This is a genomic window from Bacteroidia bacterium, from assembly GCA_033391075.1.
Taxonomy (GTDB): Bacteria; Bacteroidota; Bacteroidia; order J057; family J057; genus JAWPMV01.
In genome coordinates this window covers 42,241-62,418 of the sequence record JAWPMV010000002.1, presented here as the reverse complement: position 1 = coordinate 62,418, position 20,178 = coordinate 42,241, and the positions used below count along the sequence as shown (strand labels likewise).

Annotated in this window: 21 protein-coding genes and 2 pseudogenes; 15 read left to right on the top strand and 8 right to left on the bottom strand. The window is 38.2% G+C overall.

Features of this window, described 5'->3' with window-relative positions:
* The first annotated feature begins 697 nt into the window (after nucleotides 1-697).
* The 3 genes from R8P61_32685 to R8P61_32675 all read left to right on the top strand — a co-directional run bounded on the left by R8P61_32685 (nucleotide 698) and on the right by R8P61_32675 (nucleotide 2,610).
* On the top strand, nucleotides 698-1,027 hold the full coding sequence (locus tag R8P61_32685; protein MDW3651879.1) for a hypothetical protein: 330 nt from the start codon (nucleotides 698-700) through the stop codon (nucleotides 1,025-1,027).
* Nucleotides 1,028-1,111: 84 nt separating this feature from the next.
* A complete protein-coding gene (locus R8P61_32680) occupies nucleotides 1,112-1,660 on the top strand; it encodes a hypothetical protein (GenBank protein MDW3651878.1) in 549 nt (182 codons plus the stop codon).
* A gap of 236 nt (nucleotides 1,661-1,896) precedes the next feature.
* Entirely contained in the window at nucleotides 1,897-2,610 is a 714-nt protein-coding gene (locus R8P61_32675; GenBank protein MDW3651877.1) for an IS6 family transposase, read from the top strand.
* A gap of 30 nt (nucleotides 2,611-2,640) precedes the next feature.
* On the opposite strand, the gene R8P61_32670 is transcribed toward R8P61_32675, so the two are convergent.
* A complete protein-coding gene (locus tag R8P61_32670) occupies nucleotides 2,641-2,979 on the bottom strand; it encodes a DUF3124 domain-containing protein (protein ID MDW3651876.1) in 339 nt (112 codons plus the stop codon).
* Between the two features lie 317 nt (nucleotides 2,980-3,296).
* Between R8P61_32670 and R8P61_32665 the strand changes: the two genes are divergently transcribed.
* From R8P61_32665 to R8P61_32625, 9 genes are all read left to right on the top strand, one after another.
* On the top strand, nucleotides 3,297-3,965 hold the full coding sequence (locus tag R8P61_32665) for a hypothetical protein (GenBank protein MDW3651875.1): 669 nt from the start codon (nucleotides 3,297-3,299) through the stop codon (nucleotides 3,963-3,965).
* 77 nt (nucleotides 3,966-4,042) lie between these two features.
* On the top strand, nucleotides 4,043-4,903 hold the full coding sequence (locus R8P61_32660; GenBank protein ID MDW3651874.1) for a hypothetical protein: 861 nt from the start codon (nucleotides 4,043-4,045) through the stop codon (nucleotides 4,901-4,903).
* A 98-nt stretch (nucleotides 4,904-5,001) separates the two neighbouring features.
* Nucleotides 5,002-5,421, top strand: coding sequence for a DNA starvation/stationary phase protection protein (locus tag R8P61_32655; GenBank protein ID MDW3651873.1), 420 nt, complete (start codon nucleotides 5,002-5,004; stop codon nucleotides 5,419-5,421).
* A 47-nt stretch (nucleotides 5,422-5,468) separates the two neighbouring features.
* Nucleotides 5,469-6,356, top strand: coding sequence for a mechanosensitive ion channel family protein (locus R8P61_32650; protein ID MDW3651872.1), 888 nt, complete (start codon nucleotides 5,469-5,471; stop codon nucleotides 6,354-6,356).
* 498 nt (nucleotides 6,357-6,854) lie between these two features.
* Nucleotides 6,855-7,832, top strand: a complete 978-nt coding sequence (locus R8P61_32645; GenBank protein MDW3651871.1) for a hypothetical protein — start codon at nucleotides 6,855-6,857, stop codon at nucleotides 7,830-7,832.
* A gap of 96 nt (nucleotides 7,833-7,928) precedes the next feature.
* Complete coding sequence (locus R8P61_32640; protein MDW3651870.1) at nucleotides 7,929-8,429, top strand: hypothetical protein; 501 nt, start codon at nucleotides 7,929-7,931, stop codon at nucleotides 8,427-8,429.
* Between the two features lie 3 nt (nucleotides 8,430-8,432).
* Nucleotides 8,433-9,347, top strand: coding sequence for a mechanosensitive ion channel family protein (locus R8P61_32635; GenBank protein ID MDW3651869.1), 915 nt, complete (start codon nucleotides 8,433-8,435; stop codon nucleotides 9,345-9,347).
* Nucleotides 9,348-9,359: 12 nt separating this feature from the next.
* Nucleotides 9,360-9,782, top strand: a complete 423-nt coding sequence (locus R8P61_32630; protein ID MDW3651868.1) for a hypothetical protein — start codon at nucleotides 9,360-9,362, stop codon at nucleotides 9,780-9,782.
* 65 nt (nucleotides 9,783-9,847) lie between these two features.
* On the top strand, nucleotides 9,848-11,017 hold the full coding sequence (locus R8P61_32625) for a DUF5706 domain-containing protein (protein MDW3651867.1): 1,170 nt from the start codon (nucleotides 9,848-9,850) through the stop codon (nucleotides 11,015-11,017).
* A 467-nt stretch (nucleotides 11,018-11,484) separates the two neighbouring features.
* Here R8P61_32625 and R8P61_32620 read toward each other — a convergent pair whose 3' ends face one another.
* On the bottom strand, nucleotides 11,485-12,237 hold the full coding sequence (locus R8P61_32620; protein ID MDW3651866.1) for a carbonic anhydrase family protein: 753 nt from the start codon (nucleotides 12,235-12,237) through the stop codon (nucleotides 11,485-11,487).
* A 228-nt stretch (nucleotides 12,238-12,465) separates the two neighbouring features.
* On the opposite strand from R8P61_32620, the gene R8P61_32615 reads away from it, so the two are divergent.
* Nucleotides 12,466-12,897 carry a hypothetical protein gene (locus R8P61_32615; GenBank protein MDW3651865.1) on the top strand — a complete coding sequence of 144 codons (432 nt, stop codon included), beginning with the start codon at nucleotides 12,466-12,468 and terminating at the stop codon, nucleotides 12,895-12,897.
* A 552-nt stretch (nucleotides 12,898-13,449) separates the two neighbouring features.
* Here R8P61_32615 and R8P61_32610 read toward each other — a convergent pair.
* Nucleotides 13,450-14,034 carry a Crp/Fnr family transcriptional regulator gene (locus R8P61_32610; GenBank protein ID MDW3651864.1) on the bottom strand — a complete coding sequence of 195 codons (585 nt, stop codon included), beginning with the start codon at nucleotides 14,032-14,034 and terminating at the stop codon, nucleotides 13,450-13,452.
* 165 nt (nucleotides 14,035-14,199) lie between these two features.
* On the opposite strand from R8P61_32610, the gene R8P61_32605 reads away from it, so the two are divergent.
* The gene (locus tag R8P61_32605) at nucleotides 14,200-15,063 is read left to right on the top strand and encodes a response regulator (GenBank protein ID MDW3651863.1); all 864 of its coding nucleotides are present in this window, start codon (nucleotides 14,200-14,202) and stop codon (nucleotides 15,061-15,063) included.
* 25 nt (nucleotides 15,064-15,088) lie between these two features.
* Here R8P61_32605 and R8P61_32600 read toward each other — a convergent pair whose 3' ends face one another.
* Nucleotides 15,089-15,502, bottom strand: a complete 414-nt coding sequence (locus R8P61_32600) for a response regulator (GenBank protein MDW3651862.1) — start codon at nucleotides 15,500-15,502, stop codon at nucleotides 15,089-15,091.
* 619 nt (nucleotides 15,503-16,121) lie between these two features.
* Between R8P61_32600 and R8P61_32595 the strand changes: the two genes are divergently transcribed.
* The gene (locus R8P61_32595) at nucleotides 16,122-17,108 is read left to right on the top strand and encodes a tyrosine-type recombinase/integrase (protein ID MDW3651861.1); all 987 of its coding nucleotides are present in this window, start codon (nucleotides 16,122-16,124) and stop codon (nucleotides 17,106-17,108) included.
* A gap of 40 nt (nucleotides 17,109-17,148) precedes the next feature.
* Here the strand turns inward: R8P61_32595 and R8P61_32590 are convergent.
* The 4 genes and pseudogenes from R8P61_32590 to R8P61_32575 form a co-directional block, all read right to left on the bottom strand.
* Nucleotides 17,149-17,420: pseudogene (locus tag R8P61_32590) on the bottom strand (DDE-type integrase/transposase/recombinase).
* A 140-nt stretch (nucleotides 17,421-17,560) separates the two neighbouring features.
* Nucleotides 17,561-17,947, bottom strand: a pseudogene (locus tag R8P61_32585) (methyltransferase domain-containing protein).
* 123 nt (nucleotides 17,948-18,070) lie between these two features.
* Nucleotides 18,071-18,682 carry a hypothetical protein gene (locus tag R8P61_32580; protein ID MDW3651860.1) on the bottom strand — a complete coding sequence of 204 codons (612 nt, stop codon included), beginning with the start codon at nucleotides 18,680-18,682 and terminating at the stop codon, nucleotides 18,071-18,073.
* Nucleotides 18,683-18,729: 47 nt separating this feature from the next.
* Complete coding sequence (locus R8P61_32575) at nucleotides 18,730-20,109, bottom strand: hypothetical protein (protein ID MDW3651859.1); 1,380 nt, start codon at nucleotides 20,107-20,109, stop codon at nucleotides 18,730-18,732.
* Nucleotides 20,110-20,178: the final 69 nt, after the last annotated feature.

Genomic DNA, 20,178 nt, shown 5'->3' with positions numbered 1-20,178 from the left:
TGGAGGAAAACAAAGCACTCTCAAGTATACTGAATCAGGTCACAGCGTCTTAGATTAATATAGATTCATTCGCGATAACAGCCCGACACAAACTTTTTGTTTACTTTGTAGAGTCTCCATGCTTAGATAAGATTCACCTAACAATTTATCCCCAACTCTCCAGATATTTGGAAACAAGACAGCCCAAAATATGTTAGCATCTGGGGTCTTAAATTTTACGTTATACAAAAAGGGCTCAGCTTAGGTATTTTTTCGCAGTAATAGCTTATCGAAACTTACTATGCCTACTTCAGTCAAGGGTTTAATACTTTCACTCTTTAGTTTGTTATGGCTGCAGTTAAGCTGGATTGATGGCGTTCTAATTTTTCTATTCTGCTCATACTGTCACGTGACGCAGTTTTGTCTCAATGGTTGGAAGGTTTGGACACTTATTTTATTTAAGCGAATGAATCACTTATATATAAACAGCTCGGAATAAGTTATAAATATTATCATATTGGAATGATGAATATGCCAGAGTATCTACCGGTAGTAAATATTTGCAGAAACTATAAGTAATTAATAAACAACATGAAACGATTAAGATAACTCAGAATGAATTATTTTCAGTACTTATAGTTTGCGCATGTATTTTGTGATAATAACAACAAAGACAGACTCAAGGATTTCCTTTGGAATTGAATAAAACGCACGAACTATGGATATTATAAAATTAGTGAAAGAAACTATTTCCGCGCTTTATGCAATTGATATGATTCAGCAAATTGAAAACAAAGAAATAGAAAAAAGATGGCAGGAATACCAGCAAAGTATAACTGATCACTATAAAATATTTAACCTAGCTGGAGAGGAAATTACCAGTAAAGAGAAAAGGGAAATGATTAAAAATAAACGCAGTATGGTTGACTCATTTCCTTTTGAAGGTTATTTATCGGTAAGTTTTGGAAAGGGAGTTATTAATTTTTCGGGGTGGCAGTTTTGTGAGACTAAGAAGCCGATAAAATATGATATTGTAATTAAGGTTTAGAGTAAATCATCAAAAAACCAAACTTACTGATATCGATCACCACCATTAAGTAAAAACACATAGTTAAAACAACCAATAACAAAAATGAAACAAACATTTTCATTAATCATTATTCTAATCTCTTGCCTTGTATCATTTTCTCAGGACCAGAAAACAGCTCCACCAGATCCAGAAACTCAATCCAAAATGGAAGCCTTTGCATCAGGGACAGGTGAAATTATGAAATTCACTGATACTGAACTTTCAAAGCTATCTCTTCTTTATGGAGTAGCAGATACAAAAGTCAGAGAGATCAAAAGAGGGGGCCAAACGATGTATTTTTACCAAATCAGCAAGGCTGATAAGTATAGCACGCACATTGCCTCAATTGCTTACGAGGACTTACTTGAGGTAATTAAAGCAATGGAAGCTTTGGTCGAAGAATCTGCTAAAGATGCTACTAGCACTAAGTACATCGAAAACAAGTTTGTAACTGATGACGGATTCCAGGTGGGATACTTTGTAAGTAAAGGAAAATTAAGCTGGTATCTGAAACTGAAGAGGTATGGGAAGAATACTTTGTTTTTGAAGAACCTAGAAAGCATTCAATTATCATTTAATCAGGCAAAAAATGTCATTGATCAAATGAAGTAATAATGACCGTAGCTTACTAAGTAGTACCAGTTCTGAAAAAAAAGAGTTCGCGGCATTTAAAGCTGGTTTCTAGGGACTGGTACTACTGTTATGGTTGTACCTACTTATCTGATGGAAGAAAAGAAGACCTGGAAAAAATGTGCCCCAATTATAGAGACTACATGCGCTAAAGGACCCTGTTGCAAAGATTATGCTTCGTATATTTAATGTCAACTCACAATCACTAATCCGAGCTCATGAGTGCCTTCAAATACCGTCATTTTCAGAGAGAAATTATTTTACAATGTGTCCGTTGGTACTGCAAATACGGGATCAGCTATCGGGATCTTGAAGAAATGATGGAAGAGCGTAGAGTTAGGGTTGACCATACCACCATTTACAGGTGGGTACAGCGATATGCTCCTGAACTGGAAAAGCAAATGCGTTGGTACAAAAAGTTCTCCTTCAGTGGATCGTGGCGAGTAGATGAAACCTATATCAAAGTAAAAGGAGTCTGGAAATATTTATATAGAGCTGTTGACAAATACGGAAGGACCATTGATTTTTATTTGTCTCATACCCGGAATACAAAAGCAGCAAAACGTTTCCTACAGAAAGCAATCAAGGGGTTAAAGGAGTGGGAGCAGCCCTACGTGATCAACACAGATCAGAATTCTACCTATGGCAAAGCCATTAAAATGCTAAAGGAAGAGCATCGCTTGTCAGCATCTACAGAACATCGAAAAGCCAAGTACTTGAATAATATTGTTGAGGCTGATCATGGAAAACTCAAGCGACTGATTAAACCAACGTTGGGATTCAAATCCATGAAGACTGCTTATGCTACAATCAAAGGATTTGAGACCATGCGAATGTTCAAAAAGGGTCAGTTTGATCTGTTTATGTATGGAGCGAAAAGCAAACTCATGGGTGAAATCCGTCTCATAGACAGACAGTTTGATTATTTTTAATAAATTGAGAGTAGCCTGACAATCTTGTGATCATTTATAATGTTTGCAACAGAGCCCTTTATTGCCCGCTGAGTCGTAATAATCAATGTCTTCTATGTAGATGCTGTCTGATAAGCTCGTATTTCTAAGACTCAAAGTTGCTGTTAGTTTAAATCGGACATCTTTGGTTTCACTATAAATGTCTGAATAAATAGGAACATAGACCGTATCTTTAAATTTGAGTTCCAAATCTTCTACAAAAATCTCCTGCGCTTTGAGCACATCTTCTCCGACCTTATTAAGGTTAGGGTTCTTTCCTTCACAGCCTATTATTATAAGCAGTAATGCAAAAGGAATGCATATCTTTAGGCTGGAAAGTAAGAGCTTCATCTATGTCTGATAATTATGAATATATCCCCAATATTAAAACAAATAACCTAAAGTCTAAACTTTATACAACTTATTTCATTTGCACAAAAAACATTACGACTCGTAGAAATATCTAAACTATTTTAAATTCTCCCCGTATATGTAAATGTATGTTAAAGTCAGAACACGCTAGTATTTCTATTTTCTTTCCTGCAAAAACTCTCTGGAATCCCTATCTTTTCCCCTGATGGGTTCTTAGCATCATTCCCATTTATTTTTCGTTCATCCTAATCAGTTTTTGATCCCCTCAAAAACGGTGACCTAATATTCAGTTTTTTATGCTATCAACTCAAGAGTTTCAAACACTCCTTCTGAGAAATGGAGGAGATATCATTAACAATATAGATCCAGAAGAAATTCATTTATACCACCTCATTAAACAAAATCTTCACAAGACCAATCTAGCAGAGAATGAAGACTTTCAAGCAGATTTTGCCTATCTGTACAAACTAAGAGGGAAAAGCTACCATGTAAAGCTGATGAAGCGCTTTTTTCAATTGCTGGAAAAAGAGAAAGCACATGCTACAGTCAACATCCGGCAAACATCCCGCAAGTTATTCGGCATAAAACCGAAAGCTTTTAGAGGAAAGCACTTCTCCCTGCTTACCCAGTTTTTGCACACTTTGCACGAAAACTACCCTATTTATAATAAAGAGGTAGCTGAATTATTCGTAGAGGAACTTCCCACAAACAGAAAGATTCCCTTTTATCGGAAGACAAATCTGTTTTTTCACAATTATGACAAAACGCTCAGTCTGTACAAGGAGGTTTTGAGCAAAGGCAAACTTTATGATCTAATCCGAGTCCTGGAGCTGAAGTTCAAGCCATTCAAAGAATCCTTGAGCCATTCGAAAAACCTCGATTTGCTGGTTCGTTCAGCGGGTGACCTGAAAAGAAAAGGGCAACTCCTCAATCCGGGAGATCACATTTTCCTGACTTCTACCTAACAGCATCCAAAGCTATATGTTTCTTTCCTCTCGCTTTAGCAAGAGGAGCCCATTCCTTATACCTAATTCAATTACGCATGAAGTCTCAAACTATACTTAGAAAAGAAAAAATATTTATCCTGCTCGACAAAGCAAGCAAGTCCAATCCCATTTTAGATTACGGACTTAAATTGGCGGCCCGGATGCGATTCTCCGCCAGCTTGTTGGCTTTTAAAGAAGAGCAACAACAAGCGCTCACGAACCTGCTTCCCTCCGGGCTTTCTCCTTTTGGAGCCCGATCTATGGACATCTTTGCCGAAAAAGTCAGTCCCATTCCCCTCGATAACCAACTGTCCCGCGAATCCAGCAGACTTTGGAGCAAGTTGCAATACGAATTGGGAAGAGAAGCGAATCTGAATCAGGTTCTTCTCACAATTCAGGAAGAAGATGCCTTTTTGCTTGTGCTGGAAGGAAGCAATCCCAAACATAAACTTCAAGAGATACTCGGGACCTTTGATACCCGATTAGCCGGTGCGACGGATCTCCCGGTTCTTATTCTCCCACCTTCAACTAGCTGGAAAGGGGTAGACAAGCTCCTCTTCATTATGGATGCAGAAGACCTTAATCGAAAACCACTCAAGACCATGTACACCTTGAGTAAACGACTGGAAGCTCGCCTGGAAGTCGTAATGATTTCAGAAGAAGCTATGGGGCAATCGGAGGGGAACTTCCTCCTGCTGCGAGAAAACATCCACCAAGAATTTCCAGATGTAAACCTCTCATTCCACAAAATCTACGGAGAGCAAAACCTAGAAGAAGTTCAAATCCTGATTGAGGCTACTGAAGCCGATTGGTTGGTCTTTGAAAAAAAGGATCGCAACTTATTTGACCGCCTATTTGACAGTTACCATAACCACAAACTTATCCAGGAATCGCCTATACCCTGCCTTGTATTCTAGGCCCAGGGTTTCCACTCATTTTCAACCGAAAAATTAAATACATGAATTACCAAACACTTAGTAATAAATACATTTCAGATAGCCAATGAAAACTCAACATCCTACTTGCCAGCCTACACATTTATTACCAAAATCTAAGAACGTTTCACTGGAAGGTTCAAGGGCCAAATTTTTTCGAATTGCATAAGCAGTTCGAAAATATGTACGAAAAAGTCAGTAAAAATATTGACGACACTGCCGAAAGAGTAATGGCCCTCCAGGGCAAGCCCATAACCCAGCTTTCAGAATACCTGACCATTTCTGTACTCGATGAAGTCTCTGGGGAGTTAACTAGCAGGGAGATGCTTGAAAAGGTACTTAGCGACCAGGAAATTCTCATTCAAAGCCTGAGATTTTTGGTCTCATTTTCCAATCAACATGGAGACGAAGCTAGCGCTGATATGTTGGTTTCGATCTTACATGAAGTCGAAAAAGAATCCTGGATGATGCGAGCTTTTCTCAGAAGAAATAGTAGCTAGAAATAGCACGTAACCAGAACATTATTTTTTCACCTATAAGCCAACTTATGTTCCCGTTTTTAAACGAATTTTATACTACAATCACCTCCTTTTTCTCTCAATTAGCAGTAGCCCTACCCTTATTGTTAGTCGCCATTCTGTGTTTTAGTCTTTTTTATCTGCTGTCAAATTATATATCCAAAAACCTGGGGAAGCAATTGGCTACCAGTATGGATGATCCTTTGCTGGCTCAGTTTCTAAGCCGATCTGTAAAGATATTTATACTGGCCATTGCGTTCATGATCTGCCTCAAAATCATGGGATGGGGAGATGTCGCTGCGGGCTTGCTCACAGGTGCAAGTGTCAGTGCTTTATTGATCGGATTTGCCTTTAAAGATATAGGCGAAAACTTCCTGGCCGGCATCATGATGGCATTTAATCGTCCCTTTCAATTAGGGGATGTTGTAGAAATCAATGGATACACAGGGAAAGTGCAGGAACTGAATCTGCGTAATTCTCTTATCAAGACTTTCGATGGAAGAGATGTATATATTCCTAATGCAAATATTGTCAAAAATCCCGTCCTCAATCATACCATTGATGGCTTTCGTCGTTATGAGTTTGACCTCATTCTGGATTATGAGGCAGATACTGAAAAAGTAATACGCATCTGTACCGAAATGTTAAAATCTGTATCGGGAGTTTTGGAGGGAGATAAAGCCCCTGCAGCTTATATAACAGATATTGGGAATCGTACCTTAAAGATCACCGCTTATTTTTGGATAAATACTTTTGACAAACGAATAAATGCTTTGGCCATTAAATCGGAAGCTATAGGTAAAATTCTCAAGCTGTTAGGAAAGCACGGCATTTACCTTCCTGGAGAAATCATTGAATTGAAAAACTACCCTAATCAAAGTTTAAGGATGCAAACAAAGAAGCCTTATGGAAGCTAACAATTCCAAATGTTCGACAAATACATAACCAAAATTTATTTTAAATTACCGAAATAAAATGCATATGTATTTTTATGCAACTAATTATTTTTAATCCCGTATATATAACTGTATGCCGTATTACAAAACGAAACAAAAACGTACTGTCCTTCCCTTTATTTTCTTCCGCTGACGTGGTTTAAAATTGTTCATTGGCTCAGGCGAAATTTTTCTCTTCCGCCTATTATTTCGTATAACTAAAGCCAAATTCTCTATTCTTATTTTGAATCCTTTTAAATAAATATTGCTGACAATTGCAGTCAGAAGCCTCATATGAATTTTACTCTAGAATTATTTCAATCATTAAAACTCTCACACTCAAAAACGAACCCACATCTAAGCCTTTATATTCCTACCCATAGGAAATCACAGGTCCAGGCGGATAAAATCAAGTTTAAAAATGCTCTATCAGAGGCCGAACAAAAACTCTGTGATCCCCAACGTTCTCTTTATGAAAGCATGGATTCATCAGAGGCCCAGAAGTTTCTAAAAGAAGCCTACACATATCTGAAAAATGATGAATTTTGGCTTCATCTATCTGATATGTTGGTCCTCTTTATCAGTGAGGATTGCTTTGAGGTATATACCTTACCCATCAAACGCAAGCCCCTTACATACGTAGGACCACAGTTTTACCTCAGTCCATTGATTTCTTTACTCAATAAAGAAAAGAAATTCTTCATTTTGAGTTTGAGTCAAGGTGGATCGAAGTTTTTTGAAGCAGGTCCCCATCACATTACTCCCATAATGATAGATGATCTGGTTCCTGCGAACATAGCCGAAATCGGGAACGAAGCTGAGGAAAAAAATCTTCAATTCCATTCCGTTGGAGCAAGCCAGGCGATCTTTCATGGACAAGGCATGGGAAAGGATATCAAAGAGGTAGAATTGGAAAAATATTTTCGTCAAATGGACCAAGGCTTAATGAGCATGCTCTATGATGAAAAGCTTCCCATGATACTTGCAGGCGTAGACTATCTGATTCCTATTTATAAATCTCTGTCAAAATACACCCATATCTTGCCGGAACATGTTAGCGGAAATCAGGAACATACGCATCCCATGGATTTGCATGAAAAAGCCTGGTCCATTGCTTCGCAATATTACCAGCAAGACAGAGAAGAAAAGCTCGACAGTTTCAAGGAAAACTATTTATCCTCCAAGGCCTCATTTTCTCAAGAAGAAATCATAAAATCTGCTTATGAGGGGAAAATCAAATACCTATTCCTGGACAGAGAAAATGAACCTTTATGGGGATTTTATGGCTACTTAAGCAATAACAAAGTCCAATTTTACCCTGGCCAAAATGCCTACAACTACTGCCTGTACGATTTTGCCGCTATGCAGGCATTCGAAAAAGGGGCAGAAGTATATTTGCTTGATCATGCTGAGCTACCTGTGCCTGATGCAGGCATGAATGCCATCTTTCGCTACTAATTTTTCAGGCAAGCTTCTGGCACTAGAAGCCTACGATCACTCTTTCAGCAAGAGCGGATTCCCCTTCCCTATGTTTCACTTTACCTAAATTTTATTATGACAAAAACAAGCTATAAACAAAAAGCCAAAAATCTCATTGACGAATTATTTGATAAGGTTGATGAGCTCGAAAAAGACAAAGACACTATTCAAGACGAACTGAAAAAAGACTACCAGAAAAAGGTCGACCAACTTCAGGTAAAAAAACAAAAACTCGAGGCCCGATACAAAAGGTTAAAATCCGAGATGCCTGAAATTCAGGATGAGTTAGAGAAAAGTCTTCAGGAGGCACTGAATGAAGTAAAAAATAAGAAAAATCAGGTATCCGATAGTCTTGCATCCCTGAAAGAAGAGCAGGAGGTAGTCCTTGAGAAAGTGGGGGAGCAGCTAGAAAACAAGCTGGATGATCTTAAAAATATAGGGACAATATTCAAAGAGGAGTTCGAGGGTAAGAAAGAGGAGTCAAAAGAAAGCTGGGAAGAAGCGAAAGCAACCTTTTCAAAACATGCACAAAAGTTTCAGGCCGAAGTCAAGAATTTTACCCAAAAATTTGCCTAATAAATGAAAGAACAATTCCAGCAATCATTCGAAAAGCTGTTTGATAAGACCAGTGGATGGATAGACAGTATCATACTGAGTTTACCCAATCTTATCCTTGCCTTCCTGATCGTATTGGGCTCTGTATTCATAGCAGGAAGAATCAAAAAATTCTCCGCGAAATACATGAGAAAAATCATGACTAACCCAGGCGTGGCGGGAATACTGAGCAACCTGGTCGTGGTTCTCTTCATGCTCCTGGTCCTATTCCTGGTCCTGAGTATTCTCGACCTGAGCGAAGCACTTACTGCCTTCTTGGGAACAGCTGGGGTAGCAGGTTTAGCCATCGGCTTCGCCTTGCAAGACCCCATGATCAATCTCTTTTCAGGTATGCTTATGTCGGTCAAAGACTATTATAAGTTGGGGGATTTGGTAGAAATCAAGGATTACTTTGGATACATCCAGAAAATCAATTTGAGGTCCACCATCCTGCTGACACTCGATGGGCAGGAAGTAGTCATTCCCAACAAAGATGTCCTCCAAAGCCCCTTGAAAAATTATGCCCACACTCCCAGAAGAAGAATTGACATCAATTGTGGTGTATCCTATGGAGACGAACTGGAAAAAGTCAGGGAAATTGCGCTAGAAGCGCTTAGTAAATCTGGACTTGATATCAGAGAATCCGAACCCATAGAATTCTTCTTTACAGGATTTGGGGATAGCAGTATTGATTTCAGCCTTCGATTCTGGAAAAACATTTATCATCAGGAAGACTACCTGGAAGCCAGAGATAAGGCCATTGTGGCACTTAAAACAGCTTTCGATGAAAACGGAATTACCATTCCCTTCCCCATACGCACACTAGACTTTGGAGTAGTCGGGGGAACTCGGCTTGACCAATTAGCCAAACAAAAACCCAATTCTATCAATCAAAATTAAATCAGTAGTATTATGAAAAAATTAGCCATCATGGGTATAAGTATCATGTTTCTGGGAGTTATGTTCTTCTCCTGTCAATCTGAATCTAAATCAAAAACAGAAGATATAAAGAATGAGATGGGAGATTTAGCTGAAAGTATCACGGAGGCGCTGCAGGAAGAGAAAAAAGATCTTTCCGAGGAAATTCAGCTTATGCAGGGACAAATTGACACAGAGCTTGACTCCCTTGAGAAAGAGTTGGAAAACATCTCGGAAAATGCAAAGGAAGATATGCAAACACGTATGAAGTTTCTCAGGCAAAAGCAGGATTCTCTGGATAAAAGCCTGGACCAAATAGGAACAGCCATCAAGGAAGACTGGAAAGAGATCAAAACCAAAAGTGAGCAAAACCTGGAGGAATTAGCGGAGCGCCTGAAAAAAGGCAGGGATGTTTAAAGAAGAATATAAGGGCTCAAAAGTCCCTTACTTTTTTTCTATACCCTACACCATTAATTCCTGAAATGATATCCCTAAACATCCTCCCTGAGGCAGAAACTCACGTCGAAAAACTCATTATCAATAAAAGAGCTCCAGGCCACGTATTCCACAACCTAAAATTTCGTAAGGTCTTTATCAAGGAGTCTAAAAAGCTTCTGAAACGAGCTAATCTGAAGGAAGAGACATCTAACCTGCTGATGCTCGCTGCATGTTTTAAAGATATTTCCCGGGGAATCAAAGAAGGCTCACTTGTGGAGAATAGCATTCAGATGTTGGAAACCTTCCTTGCTCCCTACGACTGTTCTCCAGAGCAAATCAAACAACTCAAAGCCTTACTCTCAGGGGAGATTCAAAAAGACCCTGAATGGATTCTGGCGAGCAATATCCTCCATGACGCTGAATGGGCCTTTGCCGGAAAAAAGAAGTTCTTCAAAAAAGTCGATCTACTTCTGTTGGAATGTAAAAACTTAACGAGTCGACCGATTGAAGAACGGCTTTGGTACAAAGAATTGATGAAAAGACTATTACACAATCGCTTTCTGACCCCCTGGGCCATTGATTGGTATACCAAAAGAAAGAATAAGAACCTCCTAAAACTAAAATCGTTCATCAAAAACCTGAAAAAAGAGCACAAGCGATTTAAGGCTGGTAAAGACTTTGGGAGAGGCATCGATACCGCTTATCGGATTACCCTGAAAAATCATACCGATCTGAGCCGAATCGCTGATGGGAAAGCCAATATGATCATTAGCATCAATACCTTAATCCTCTCGGTCCTGATTACAGGACTTACGGCCGGTTTATCCATCGATAGCTTTTCCCAAGGAATCAACTTCCCCAACTACATCCCCGTCATTATTCTCTTATTAAGTTCGCTCTTAGCAACTACTTTTGCTGTGTTTAGCGCCGTGCCTACCATAAATTCCCTCAAAGAATTTTCGCCCGGAGACATGGATCGGGAGAATATGCTTTTCTTTGGAAATTTCCTGTCCATAGAGGAAAATAAATTTGTTAACTACTTCCGAGGCCTTAGAACCGATCAGGAAAAGTTGTATGATAATCTGTCCCGAGATCTTTACGGACTTGGCAAAGTACTGAGAAAGAAATATCACCTCCTGGGTATTTCTTATCGGGTATTTATTGGCGGGCTTATCGGATCTTTTTTGAGTTTCTTGGTGGTTCAATTAATCTAGCTTCTGTCTGAAAAATACTTTTTAAGATAAAATTTGATGAAACTGAGTTTGATCATAGCCCAAAATCGTAGGCATTTTTCTCAAATCAAGTAGCAATTCACTTACAGTTCTTGAGCCAACTAACGAATCTATCAGGTTTCGTTCTTTTTATCTCTTGGGATCAAAAGAAGGCCTATGCCCACGTTTTCTCTTCTTTGTTCCCCTCCGAAGTTTCTTAAGCGGAATATTATACTTAATGACTATCTGTCAAATATTGTCTCCAGGAAAATTATATGCTTGTTAAAGAACTTTTTCTAATATAGTCTATGGAGGTCTGAGGTATCAACACACACATATGATTTTTGGGAAATAGAAGTGTGCATTTTCTGCCCCTTTAGTTTGGACTCCTCTAATCTAGCCATAACCATATAAAAACTTCACCAGAAGCAACTAATACTTCTGGTGATTAGTAATTAGCATGAATGCAATTATTTTAGAAATTCTACTCTACCATTGTCCATGTCGTAAAGAGCTCCCACGATTTTAATTTCGCCATTATCTTCCATTTCTTTTAATATGGGGCTATCTGTCCGGATCTTTTCTATGGTGTTGCGCACATTACTTTCACTTACTTTATGGACAAAAGTCTGATTTTTGGATGATCTGTCTCCCTCATACTCGATTTTCTCAACTGCCGGCTGAATTTTCGTAAGCATGGGAGTAATATTTCCTAATTTAACATCATCGATCGCTGCCTTCACTGCTCCACAATGCTCATGTCCCATCACCAGAATAAGTTTTGATCCAGAGACTTTACAAGCAAATTCCATACTGCCAAGAATGTCTTCATTTACAAAATTACCCGCAACACGAGCTACAAATACATCTCCAATTCCTCTATCAAAAACATCTTCTACCGGTACCCTGCTATCAACACAAGATAAAATGATGGCTTTTGGATATTGGGCTTTTACGCTTTCACGAACCTGAGCAGAATGATCTCTGGCGGTCAGATCATTTACCATAAATCTTTCATTTCCTTCTTTCAGAGATTGAATAACTAGATCCGGGCTTAGTGCATCCTGTTCTTCTTTTGTAAGAACTTTTTCTACCAGGCCTACGATTGACTCCTCTACTATTTGCCCACTACTCGATAAGGGTTCTTTACTCTCCCCATTGCTACTACATGCCGTTAACATACCCACCGCTATAAGTAAAACCAGAAAACTATTTTTCTTCATATAATTTATGAGTTGATTATTAGTTATTTGACAATACGAATATCGCAGATAATAATTTTACTATTATTGACAAAACTATTACTAACAGTATTTTTCTTAAATAAGGTGAAATTCTAAATACAAAGTCCTTTATATGCCATAAAATGCTCCTTAATCATAAAAAATGGATGATAGTAAAACTATCATAAAGAGTAGTCGTATGAATTTTAAAGGAAAAATACTTTATCTATGAGGTTAAACATATTCATTATCTTTTTCGCTTGGGTAAATTTATCGTTTGCTCAAGTTCTCCTTCAAGCTGAAAATTATCAGTTGAATATTAAGCCAGAATGGGGTTCGAGTCCGGTTGATAGGGCAATATTTGAGACCCTCGGAGCTGAAATAGAGCAATTAACGTATGAAGAAGCCCGGGCACTTGGTTTAAATGCCGGGATAAGGATCAACCGTATCCTACTCAGCGGAAAGTTTGGAAATAATTCTCCGAAAACAGGATTTATCATTACGCATTTCAATAAGGAAGCCATATTTAATCTTGAGACCCTGCATCATTTGCTAAAAAATTCGGAAGGACCTATTATATTAAGAGGCTTTTATGAAAGTCTATTGGGCAGAAATGCAGGGATAGGAGAAATATCTATTTATACTCTTGCGCCCCAATAAAATAGTCAAAAGGGCTTAAATTCCATATAAGAGACCTAACCTATCTGATTTCAAATTAATGCCTTGACTTAGGCATACGTTTCTATGAAAGTAGTTTTTCATTTTTATTAACAAAAAAATGCCCCAATAAAGGGGCATCAGATGGGTTTAGGATTACCTAACGATTGAAAATTTTCTTGTATTAAAGAAAGTCGAAGAGTTCCATAAAGTTAGAAACTCTCGACTTCAAGCAACATGGTCATTGCGCCCTGGTTGAGAGGCGCTGTATAATGGTTCAATTCATATTTACTCTTACATACAATCAATTGAGAATCTATTTCCTTGAGCTCAATTGGCTCCTATTACATATTCTTTGCAACAGTTTTATAGTTCCTAATATCTGAGATATATAGGTTTTAATTGCCGTTCTATCTTCCCTTGAAAGATAAGTCAATAGTGCTTGAAAGAATTGAGGAAGGGTTTAAAGTCTTCTGCGTAAATTTGAGTACAAAACATAAGACTAGTCAAACTTAATACTTTTGAACTAAGTATCTATTAACAAAAGATAATTTTTCAACTTTTCTGCTGAACTCTTTTGCGTAGTCTACTCAAAGAGACAGGTGTTACCCCTAAAAAATAGGCAATATCTTTCGCCGCAATCCGAGAAAAAATACCTGGTCTTTTCTGCAAGAGATCTAAATATCTTTCTTCCGGACTTTTACGTACAAAATTATCTATCCTTCCCAGCAATTCTAAAATTACTCTTTCAGCAAAAAATCGATAGGCAGATTGGAATCCAGGATTCTTCTTTGATACCTCCATGAGATCTCTATAATCTATACATAAAAGCATGGTTTCCTCTACTGATTGGACCATATACCTTGAACCTTCCCCATTTAAGATGGTGCGAAGACTCATGGAATGATCATGCTCAAAAGTTAAGAAAGTAGTAATTTCTTCTCCCTTATCATTCAATTGATACGTTCTTAACATTCCCTTAAGTACGTAGGCAAGTCTATAATCTTCTTGTCCTATTTCTCGAAAGATCGTTTTGGGAGGAAGTTGTTTGCTGAAGCCAAGTGAAATTACTTTTTCAGCCTCCGCTTGACTTAACAAGCCAAATTTGAAAGCATAATGCTCCCGCAACTCTTGAACCATATGGGATTAATTTACAGGATGAACACCTTAAACTACCTCAAATTGTTTGCCATTTTTGTTGCAGATATACTTATTCAAACATAGGATTTCTCCACTCAGCTACTTTTCCTTGAATAAGTAGTCAAGGCTGACCAACTTTGTCCTTTCTCTGTTAAAGGAAATATATTGAAGTCTCCAGCAAATCATGCTGCCAAACCGTATATCTTAATCGTTGAAGATGATTCAACGACTCTATCTGTATATCAAAATATTCTCCAAAGCATTGGTAGTAAATTTCAGCTTAAATGTTTCTCCGATGCAAGAGATGCCCTTTATTTCCTTGAAAAGGAATTAAAAATCCATAATTCTGTTTATGCCATTCTCCTAGATCTTCATATGCCCTACCTTGATGGCTGGCAGTTTCTTGATATTATTATGCAGCTAAAAGAATTCTCCTACTCCCCTCCCCTTATCTGGCTTTGTTCAGCAGATTCATCCTCCTATACCTTCAAACAAATCCTCAAACAGGCTTATGTCGAGCGTTTTATACATAAACCTATCGAATGGAGCCAACTCAATGAATTCTATGAAAAGGCTTTAGAGCTAAGTCCCAAAGCTAGTAATGAACGATCTCTCAATAAGCACGAAAACTCACCAAGAAGCCTTTTACACTTAATGAAACTCTCTCACAGATTTTCTCAATTTTCTATGATGAAAAAGAATCCGATAGAACAAGTTATTCTTAATGTACGTTCCAGATTAGAACTGGAAAAGCAAATTTGTATTTGCCTACAAAAACATGAAAACCCTATTTATCAGGCACTTATACTTACAGATTTCTTCCATACCCTTGAAGAGTTCATTATCAAAGTAACAGGAAGTGATGATCCCAAAAAAGAGGCTTTGATACGTATTTTGAGCGATTATCTGGAAATAGTTGAGCGGCTATGGGTAAAAAACAAATTGCATAGAAAACAAAGATCCAGGTCCTATTATGATAGATACCGTTCTGAATATCAACTACTTGAATTCAGATATATTAGCCGATGAATAATCGTTCCTGTTTACTGGAAAATTAAATAGTCTCATCCAGGTAAACAATAATACTTATAAGTTCATCCAAATCAATAGGTTTTCTCATATACGCATTTGCGCCCATCTGAATAAGCTCCTTTCCCATCCAATCATCCACAACAGATGAAAAGATAAAAATTCGAATTTCGTCAAATACTTTTTCTTTACGCAATAGTTCCAGGGTTTCAAACCCATTGAGGATAGGCATCTCCAGATCTAATAGAATCAAATTTGGGAAAGGCCTCTGTTCTCGTTCTGCTTGGCTCAATCCTTCAATCAATAGTTCACCATTGAGAAAATATACCACTTCGAATCTAGGCTTTGCTTCTTGCATAGCGCATGAAAACAGCTGAGTTTGAACGGCACTATCTTCAGCGTAAAAAATAAGCGGGGATAAGAAAGTTGAGTCTTTCATTTGCCTCTTAAGTTAATTGAGACCAAGTACTCACAAATGAAGTTGATCAGCTTGAAAAGATATTCTTAGGTGTTGATCCGATTTATTAATCTACAACTATTACAATTAATCACCAATATGTTATATTTCGTATATTTCAAAAATCGAATTACCCCCTGCAGTATAAGTCATATAATCCCCTAACACTACAAAAAGAAAAGCCCAGCTTTCACTGAGCTATAAAATGCATGACAATACAATCCACTGTCATGGGAACACTTGCTGTTACTTATTTGAATGGCTGATAGACAAGATGGGTTGTCAGCAAATTTGATTAGGATCGTATATGACTCATTAGGCCAAGTTTATCAAAAAAATGATAGGCTTCAATAAAATATGTAAGAAAATCTAACTGAAAACTTTCTGGGACTTTTCAAAAAATAAATTCCGAAATTCTTCTACTCCTATTTCTTGTCGATTAACCTTATTTTACAATAATAAATAATACGAAGATGAAAGCATTTCCAATCAAGCAGGGCCTCATTCTTAACTAATCTTCTTTTATTTTGACAAATATTCGATAAAATACTCCTAACTTGATATGTATTCCACGCAATTAAAGAATGTGTATATTTAGCCTATGGAAGATCTGCAGAAACTGCTCGGAGACTTTAGCGTTACCAAAGAAGAAATCTTTAGAAACTGGATGAGCACTTTGCCCAGCGAATCAACCAAGCGAACCTATAGCTATAGCTTTGAGAAGTTTTTGGGTTATCTAGCTCTTAGAGAAATACCGGTTAACCGCGTTCATGCGAAAGACATTTACTATTACATCGAAGAGCTGAAAAGATACGGCGACCCCTGCCAGGGAGAAGACGAGCGAAAACCGCTTTCCACGGCTTATGTGAATAAGATAATATCTTCCGTTCGGAGTTTCTATGATTACTGCATCCTGGATAATAATATAGGAGGCATTATGTTCAACCCTGCCAATCCTGTAAAACTCAGAAAACCAGTTACTTCTCGGGCCAAAAGAAAGGAAGCCTTTAGCCTGGAAGAAGTGATTGCCCTGATTGATATGGCAGATAATAAAAGAGACAAAGCCCTGATCGCCCTAATGGCAGATACGGGGATTAGAACCATAGAAGTTTATCGGGCAAACTGGGAGGACATAGGCACTAGCAACGGCCTTCCCACCCTGGATGTTCAGCGCAAAGGCTCGGAGGTGAAAGAAGATTTTGTGCACATAACCGCCAGCACTTTTCGACTATTAATGGCCTATAAAGAAGAACGCGAACCTCTCTTTGGGCCTGAGCCACTCTTTACCTCCGTTTCGCCCCGAACCCATGGCGATAGACTTACCACCCGTTCTATCAGTTGGATTGTTAAAGAACTCAAAAGCAAATGCATGGCTTTAGGCCAAGTCATTGATCCCAACGGCCAAAAGACCGCCCACAGCCTTCGCCACTTTTTTGGCACAGAGCAAATGGGCCGCACAGGTAGACTCGAAGAGGTCGCCGATGACATGGGGCATCATAGCACCGAGAATACAAAACGCTATTCGCGCAAAGCGCGGGAGGAGAGTAGAGCGAAGCGGGCAGTGGATTTTTTTGAGGGGAGGATTTGAGGGTGTGGGAATGTTCAAAAAGGGTCAGTTGATCAAGCGTTTCAATTTCCCCATGGTCGGCCTCAACTATATTATTCAAGTACTTGACTTTTCGATGCTCACAAAATTCTGAAATGCGATTTTCTTCCTTGAGCATTTTTATTGCTGCTCCATAGCTAGGATTTTGATCTGTATTGATAACGTAAGGCTGTTGCCAATTCTTTAAACCTTTGATTTCTTTCTGTAGAAAGCGTTTTGCAGCCTTTGCATTACGTTTGTGAAAAAGATAAAATCGATGGTTTTTCCTCTTTTGTCCACCGCTCGGTACAGATATTAGTTTCATATCTCCACCCTTTAATAGACACATTCAAGAATAGGTCATTTCGCTCCTCAAATACATTTTTATGAGCTGGACTATAATATATTAGATTGACTTTTCTCAGGTTCTTTATAAAAGAATCCCGGATGTTATTTAATACAACTTCCATCACATCTGGAGGGAAGGGATGAAGGAAATAAAAATGCGTGAAACGCTCAATATCAGAGAATTCCCGTGCATCTGATTCGTAAACCTTCAGGTGAGGCTTTTGAAGATGCTTAAAGTTTTTCTTAGCAATTTCACAGAGTTCTTTTGAAATCTCTACCCCTGCTACCTCTGCAAAATCATAGTTATCCATTAACATCATGGCTGCCCCTTTACCAGCACCATAATCCAGAATTCGATCTAAGGGAGAGATTCTGAGAGTATTCAGTATTTTTTCCAGGTCTCGATTTTCGCTTGGAGCATAAAATATCCCTTCACCAAATTCATCAAGCCCAAGTGATTTGTTATCAACGGTTTTAGTAAAATCTAGACCCATAAGCTTCTCTCGAATAATTTTTATTTTCCTTTTTATTTTCCCGATAAGAGAAGAATATATTCTCTTTTGTCCATTAAGAACAGCCATAATATTGAGTATAAATTTTGAACAAATTTCGAGGATTTATTTGTATGAATAAACCAGGGTCCTGTATTTCCATCCTTCGAAGCTTTTCTCAAGCTTCAGTTCTCGTCTAGCATCAAGCAAATCCTGATAACCGGGATTGTAATAAATCAGGCTCACTTTCCTAGGGAAAACCTGAACTGATTTTAGGATATTATCTAGAACTTGCTTCATCACATCTCTAGAAAAGGGGTGAAAAAAATAAAAATGAGTAAATCGATCTATATCCACGAATAGGGAAGCATCCGATTCATATATTTCAAGATCTGTGAACCCTAAGATCTTGAAATTCTTCTGGGCAATTTTGCATAAATCTCCGGATATTTCTACACCTGCAACCTCCAGGAAGTTATATTTTTGCATGATTTTCATGGCAGCTCCTTTTCCTGCCCCAAAATCGAGGATTCTGCTTCCCTCTGGAATTGAAATAACATCTAATACTTCTATTAAATCACGGCTTAAAGTAGCTGCGTAAAACACATCCCCTTCGAAATAGTCTAAACGAAGGGTTTTACTATCCACAGTCCTAGTAAAATCCAATCCTCTCAATTTTTCATACCATATGCTTTTCCTTCGGATTAACTTATCGAGCAAAGACTTACTAAGATTCATAGTTTTGATCATATGGCAAAAACGGAATTAGAATGAATTACTGTACTTTATTTGGACCATATTCCCTTGTCCTTTTTTCTAAGAATCATTTTAACCTGGACAGGGGCCAAAATCGCATTTGGGATCAGGCTTACTAGCGTACCCAAAATGATCCCTTCTATACCCATCCCTAAAGTTTTGGTAAAAAAAATTGAGGCTGGGATATTTATTATGGCTGCAAAGATCATGGCATACATTTGCAAACGAATCTTGCCAGTACCATTCAGGACCAGGTTAAAGGCGTTTACCCAATTAGTCATACAAACGGACATACAAATAAAAATGGACACTGACAGGGGAAAAACCATAATCTTGTCTTCTGTTTGCCAGACGTTGATCCAATAGAAATAGAAGACTTGTGAAAATAGAACCATGAGGATTCCCAAAACGACGCTGCCCAGCCAAATCTTTACAATTTTGTCGATAGTAGTTCTCATCCATTCATAATCATTTTTGGCATAAGCTTCTACATAAGCAGGCCAAAGTTGATTCGTAATGATCACAAATAGCATGAGGAGGATACTAAAATACTTGTAGGAGAAATCATAAATCGGAACCAGACTGACATCCAGAAGGGTGGTGATTAGTAGGGTATTGGTTTGATAAATGACTACCATAGCTACTCTGATCAGGAAGAACATCCCTCCTAAACTCAGCAGGGTATTTAGATATTTCTTTTGGAAAAAGAGAATAGAAGGAGCGTATTTCCTTAGGTTTTTTCTAAAAGCAAAAAAGCCAACTATCAAGGGGATAAAAGCAAAAGTGAAGGACTTGGAAGCACCGAAATACAGGAGAGAAGATTCGGTCGAGTAAATTAACAGACACATGATCACCAGGAAAGTAACCTTTGTCAAGGTATGGTAAAAATCAATCTTGGCCGTTTCTTGAAGTGCGCCAAAAATGTCATATATCAAAGAGGAAACAAAGCGAATCGCAAAAGCTGCACAAACTATAATGGCCAACATTCGTATTTCCGAATTCATCCCAGGATCAGTTTTTGTAAACTCTGACCATGGGATCAGGAAGCTTGCAAAAATGAAGACAAAAGCAAGTGAAGCAAAAATAATCGATACCGCCCCATAGGCTGAGCTTATATAAGCCCTTGCCTCCAAATCCTTACCCTTTGCAACTGCTTCACCTACCTTATTTTTCATCCCTTTACCTACTCCTAAATCAAGATCTTCAAACCAATCAAAGGTTGTAGAAATTAAAATGAAGATGCCAAGTTGGGTTTGGTCAAGGTATGCTAAAGACAAAGGAGATATGGCAAAGCCTACTAAAATTCCTATACCCCGATAAAAAATTGCAAGGAGAATATTCTTTTTTGCTCGAACCGTTCGCTCATGCCCACTACTGATTCGATTTTTCAATTTCTGAGTGAAATTCATACTTCTTTTGCAAACGCTTAATCTCTTGAGTTCACATGCAGTGAAATCAAAGCTCAAAACTGATTATTT

What these genes read in the sequence shown, in the direction of transcription:
- R8P61_32635 (MDW3651869.1), top strand. Translation starts at nt 8,433, where the DNA reads ATGAAAGAACAATTCCAGCAATCATTCGAAAAGCTGTTTGATAAGACC.
- R8P61_32660 (MDW3651874.1), top strand. Translation starts at nt 4,043, where the DNA reads ATGAAGTCTCAAACTATACTTAGAAAAGAAAAAATATTTATCCTGCTC.
- R8P61_32620 (MDW3651866.1), bottom strand. Translation starts at nt 12,237, where the DNA reads ATGAAGAAAAATAGTTTTCTGGTTTTACTTATAGCGGTGGGTATGTTA.
- R8P61_32680 (MDW3651878.1), top strand. Translation starts at nt 1,112, where the DNA reads ATGAAACAAACATTTTCATTAATCATTATTCTAATCTCTTGCCTTGTA.
- R8P61_32615 (MDW3651865.1), top strand. Translation starts at nt 12,466, where the DNA reads ATGAGGTTAAACATATTCATTATCTTTTTCGCTTGGGTAAATTTATCG.
- R8P61_32575 (MDW3651859.1), bottom strand. Translation starts at nt 20,109, where the DNA reads ATGAATTTCACTCAGAAATTGAAAAATCGAATCAGTAGTGGGCATGAG.
- R8P61_32580 (MDW3651860.1), bottom strand. Translation starts at nt 18,682, where the DNA reads ATGAATCTTAGTAAGTCTTTGCTCGATAAGTTAATCCGAAGGAAAAGC.
- R8P61_32685 (MDW3651879.1), top strand. Translation starts at nt 698, where the DNA reads ATGGATATTATAAAATTAGTGAAAGAAACTATTTCCGCGCTTTATGCA.
- R8P61_32650 (MDW3651872.1), top strand. Translation starts at nt 5,469, where the DNA reads ATGTTCCCGTTTTTAAACGAATTTTATACTACAATCACCTCCTTTTTC.
- R8P61_32645 (MDW3651871.1), top strand. Translation starts at nt 6,855, where the DNA reads ATGGATTCATCAGAGGCCCAGAAGTTTCTAAAAGAAGCCTACACATAT.
- R8P61_32675 (MDW3651877.1), top strand. Translation starts at nt 1,897, where the DNA reads ATGAGTGCCTTCAAATACCGTCATTTTCAGAGAGAAATTATTTTACAA.
- R8P61_32640 (MDW3651870.1), top strand. Translation starts at nt 7,929, where the DNA reads ATGACAAAAACAAGCTATAAACAAAAAGCCAAAAATCTCATTGACGAA.
- R8P61_32600 (MDW3651862.1), bottom strand. Translation starts at nt 15,502, where the DNA reads ATGAAAGACTCAACTTTCTTATCCCCGCTTATTTTTTACGCTGAAGAT.
- R8P61_32630 (MDW3651868.1), top strand. Translation starts at nt 9,360, where the DNA reads ATGAAAAAATTAGCCATCATGGGTATAAGTATCATGTTTCTGGGAGTT.
- R8P61_32625 (MDW3651867.1), top strand. Translation starts at nt 9,848, where the DNA reads ATGATATCCCTAAACATCCTCCCTGAGGCAGAAACTCACGTCGAAAAA.
- R8P61_32595 (MDW3651861.1), top strand. Translation starts at nt 16,122, where the DNA reads ATGGAAGATCTGCAGAAACTGCTCGGAGACTTTAGCGTTACCAAAGAA.
- R8P61_32670 (MDW3651876.1), bottom strand. Translation starts at nt 2,979, where the DNA reads ATGAAGCTCTTACTTTCCAGCCTAAAGATATGCATTCCTTTTGCATTA.
- R8P61_32665 (MDW3651875.1), top strand. Translation starts at nt 3,297, where the DNA reads ATGCTATCAACTCAAGAGTTTCAAACACTCCTTCTGAGAAATGGAGGA.
- R8P61_32610 (MDW3651864.1), bottom strand. Translation starts at nt 14,034, where the DNA reads ATGGTTCAAGAGTTGCGGGAGCATTATGCTTTCAAATTTGGCTTGTTA.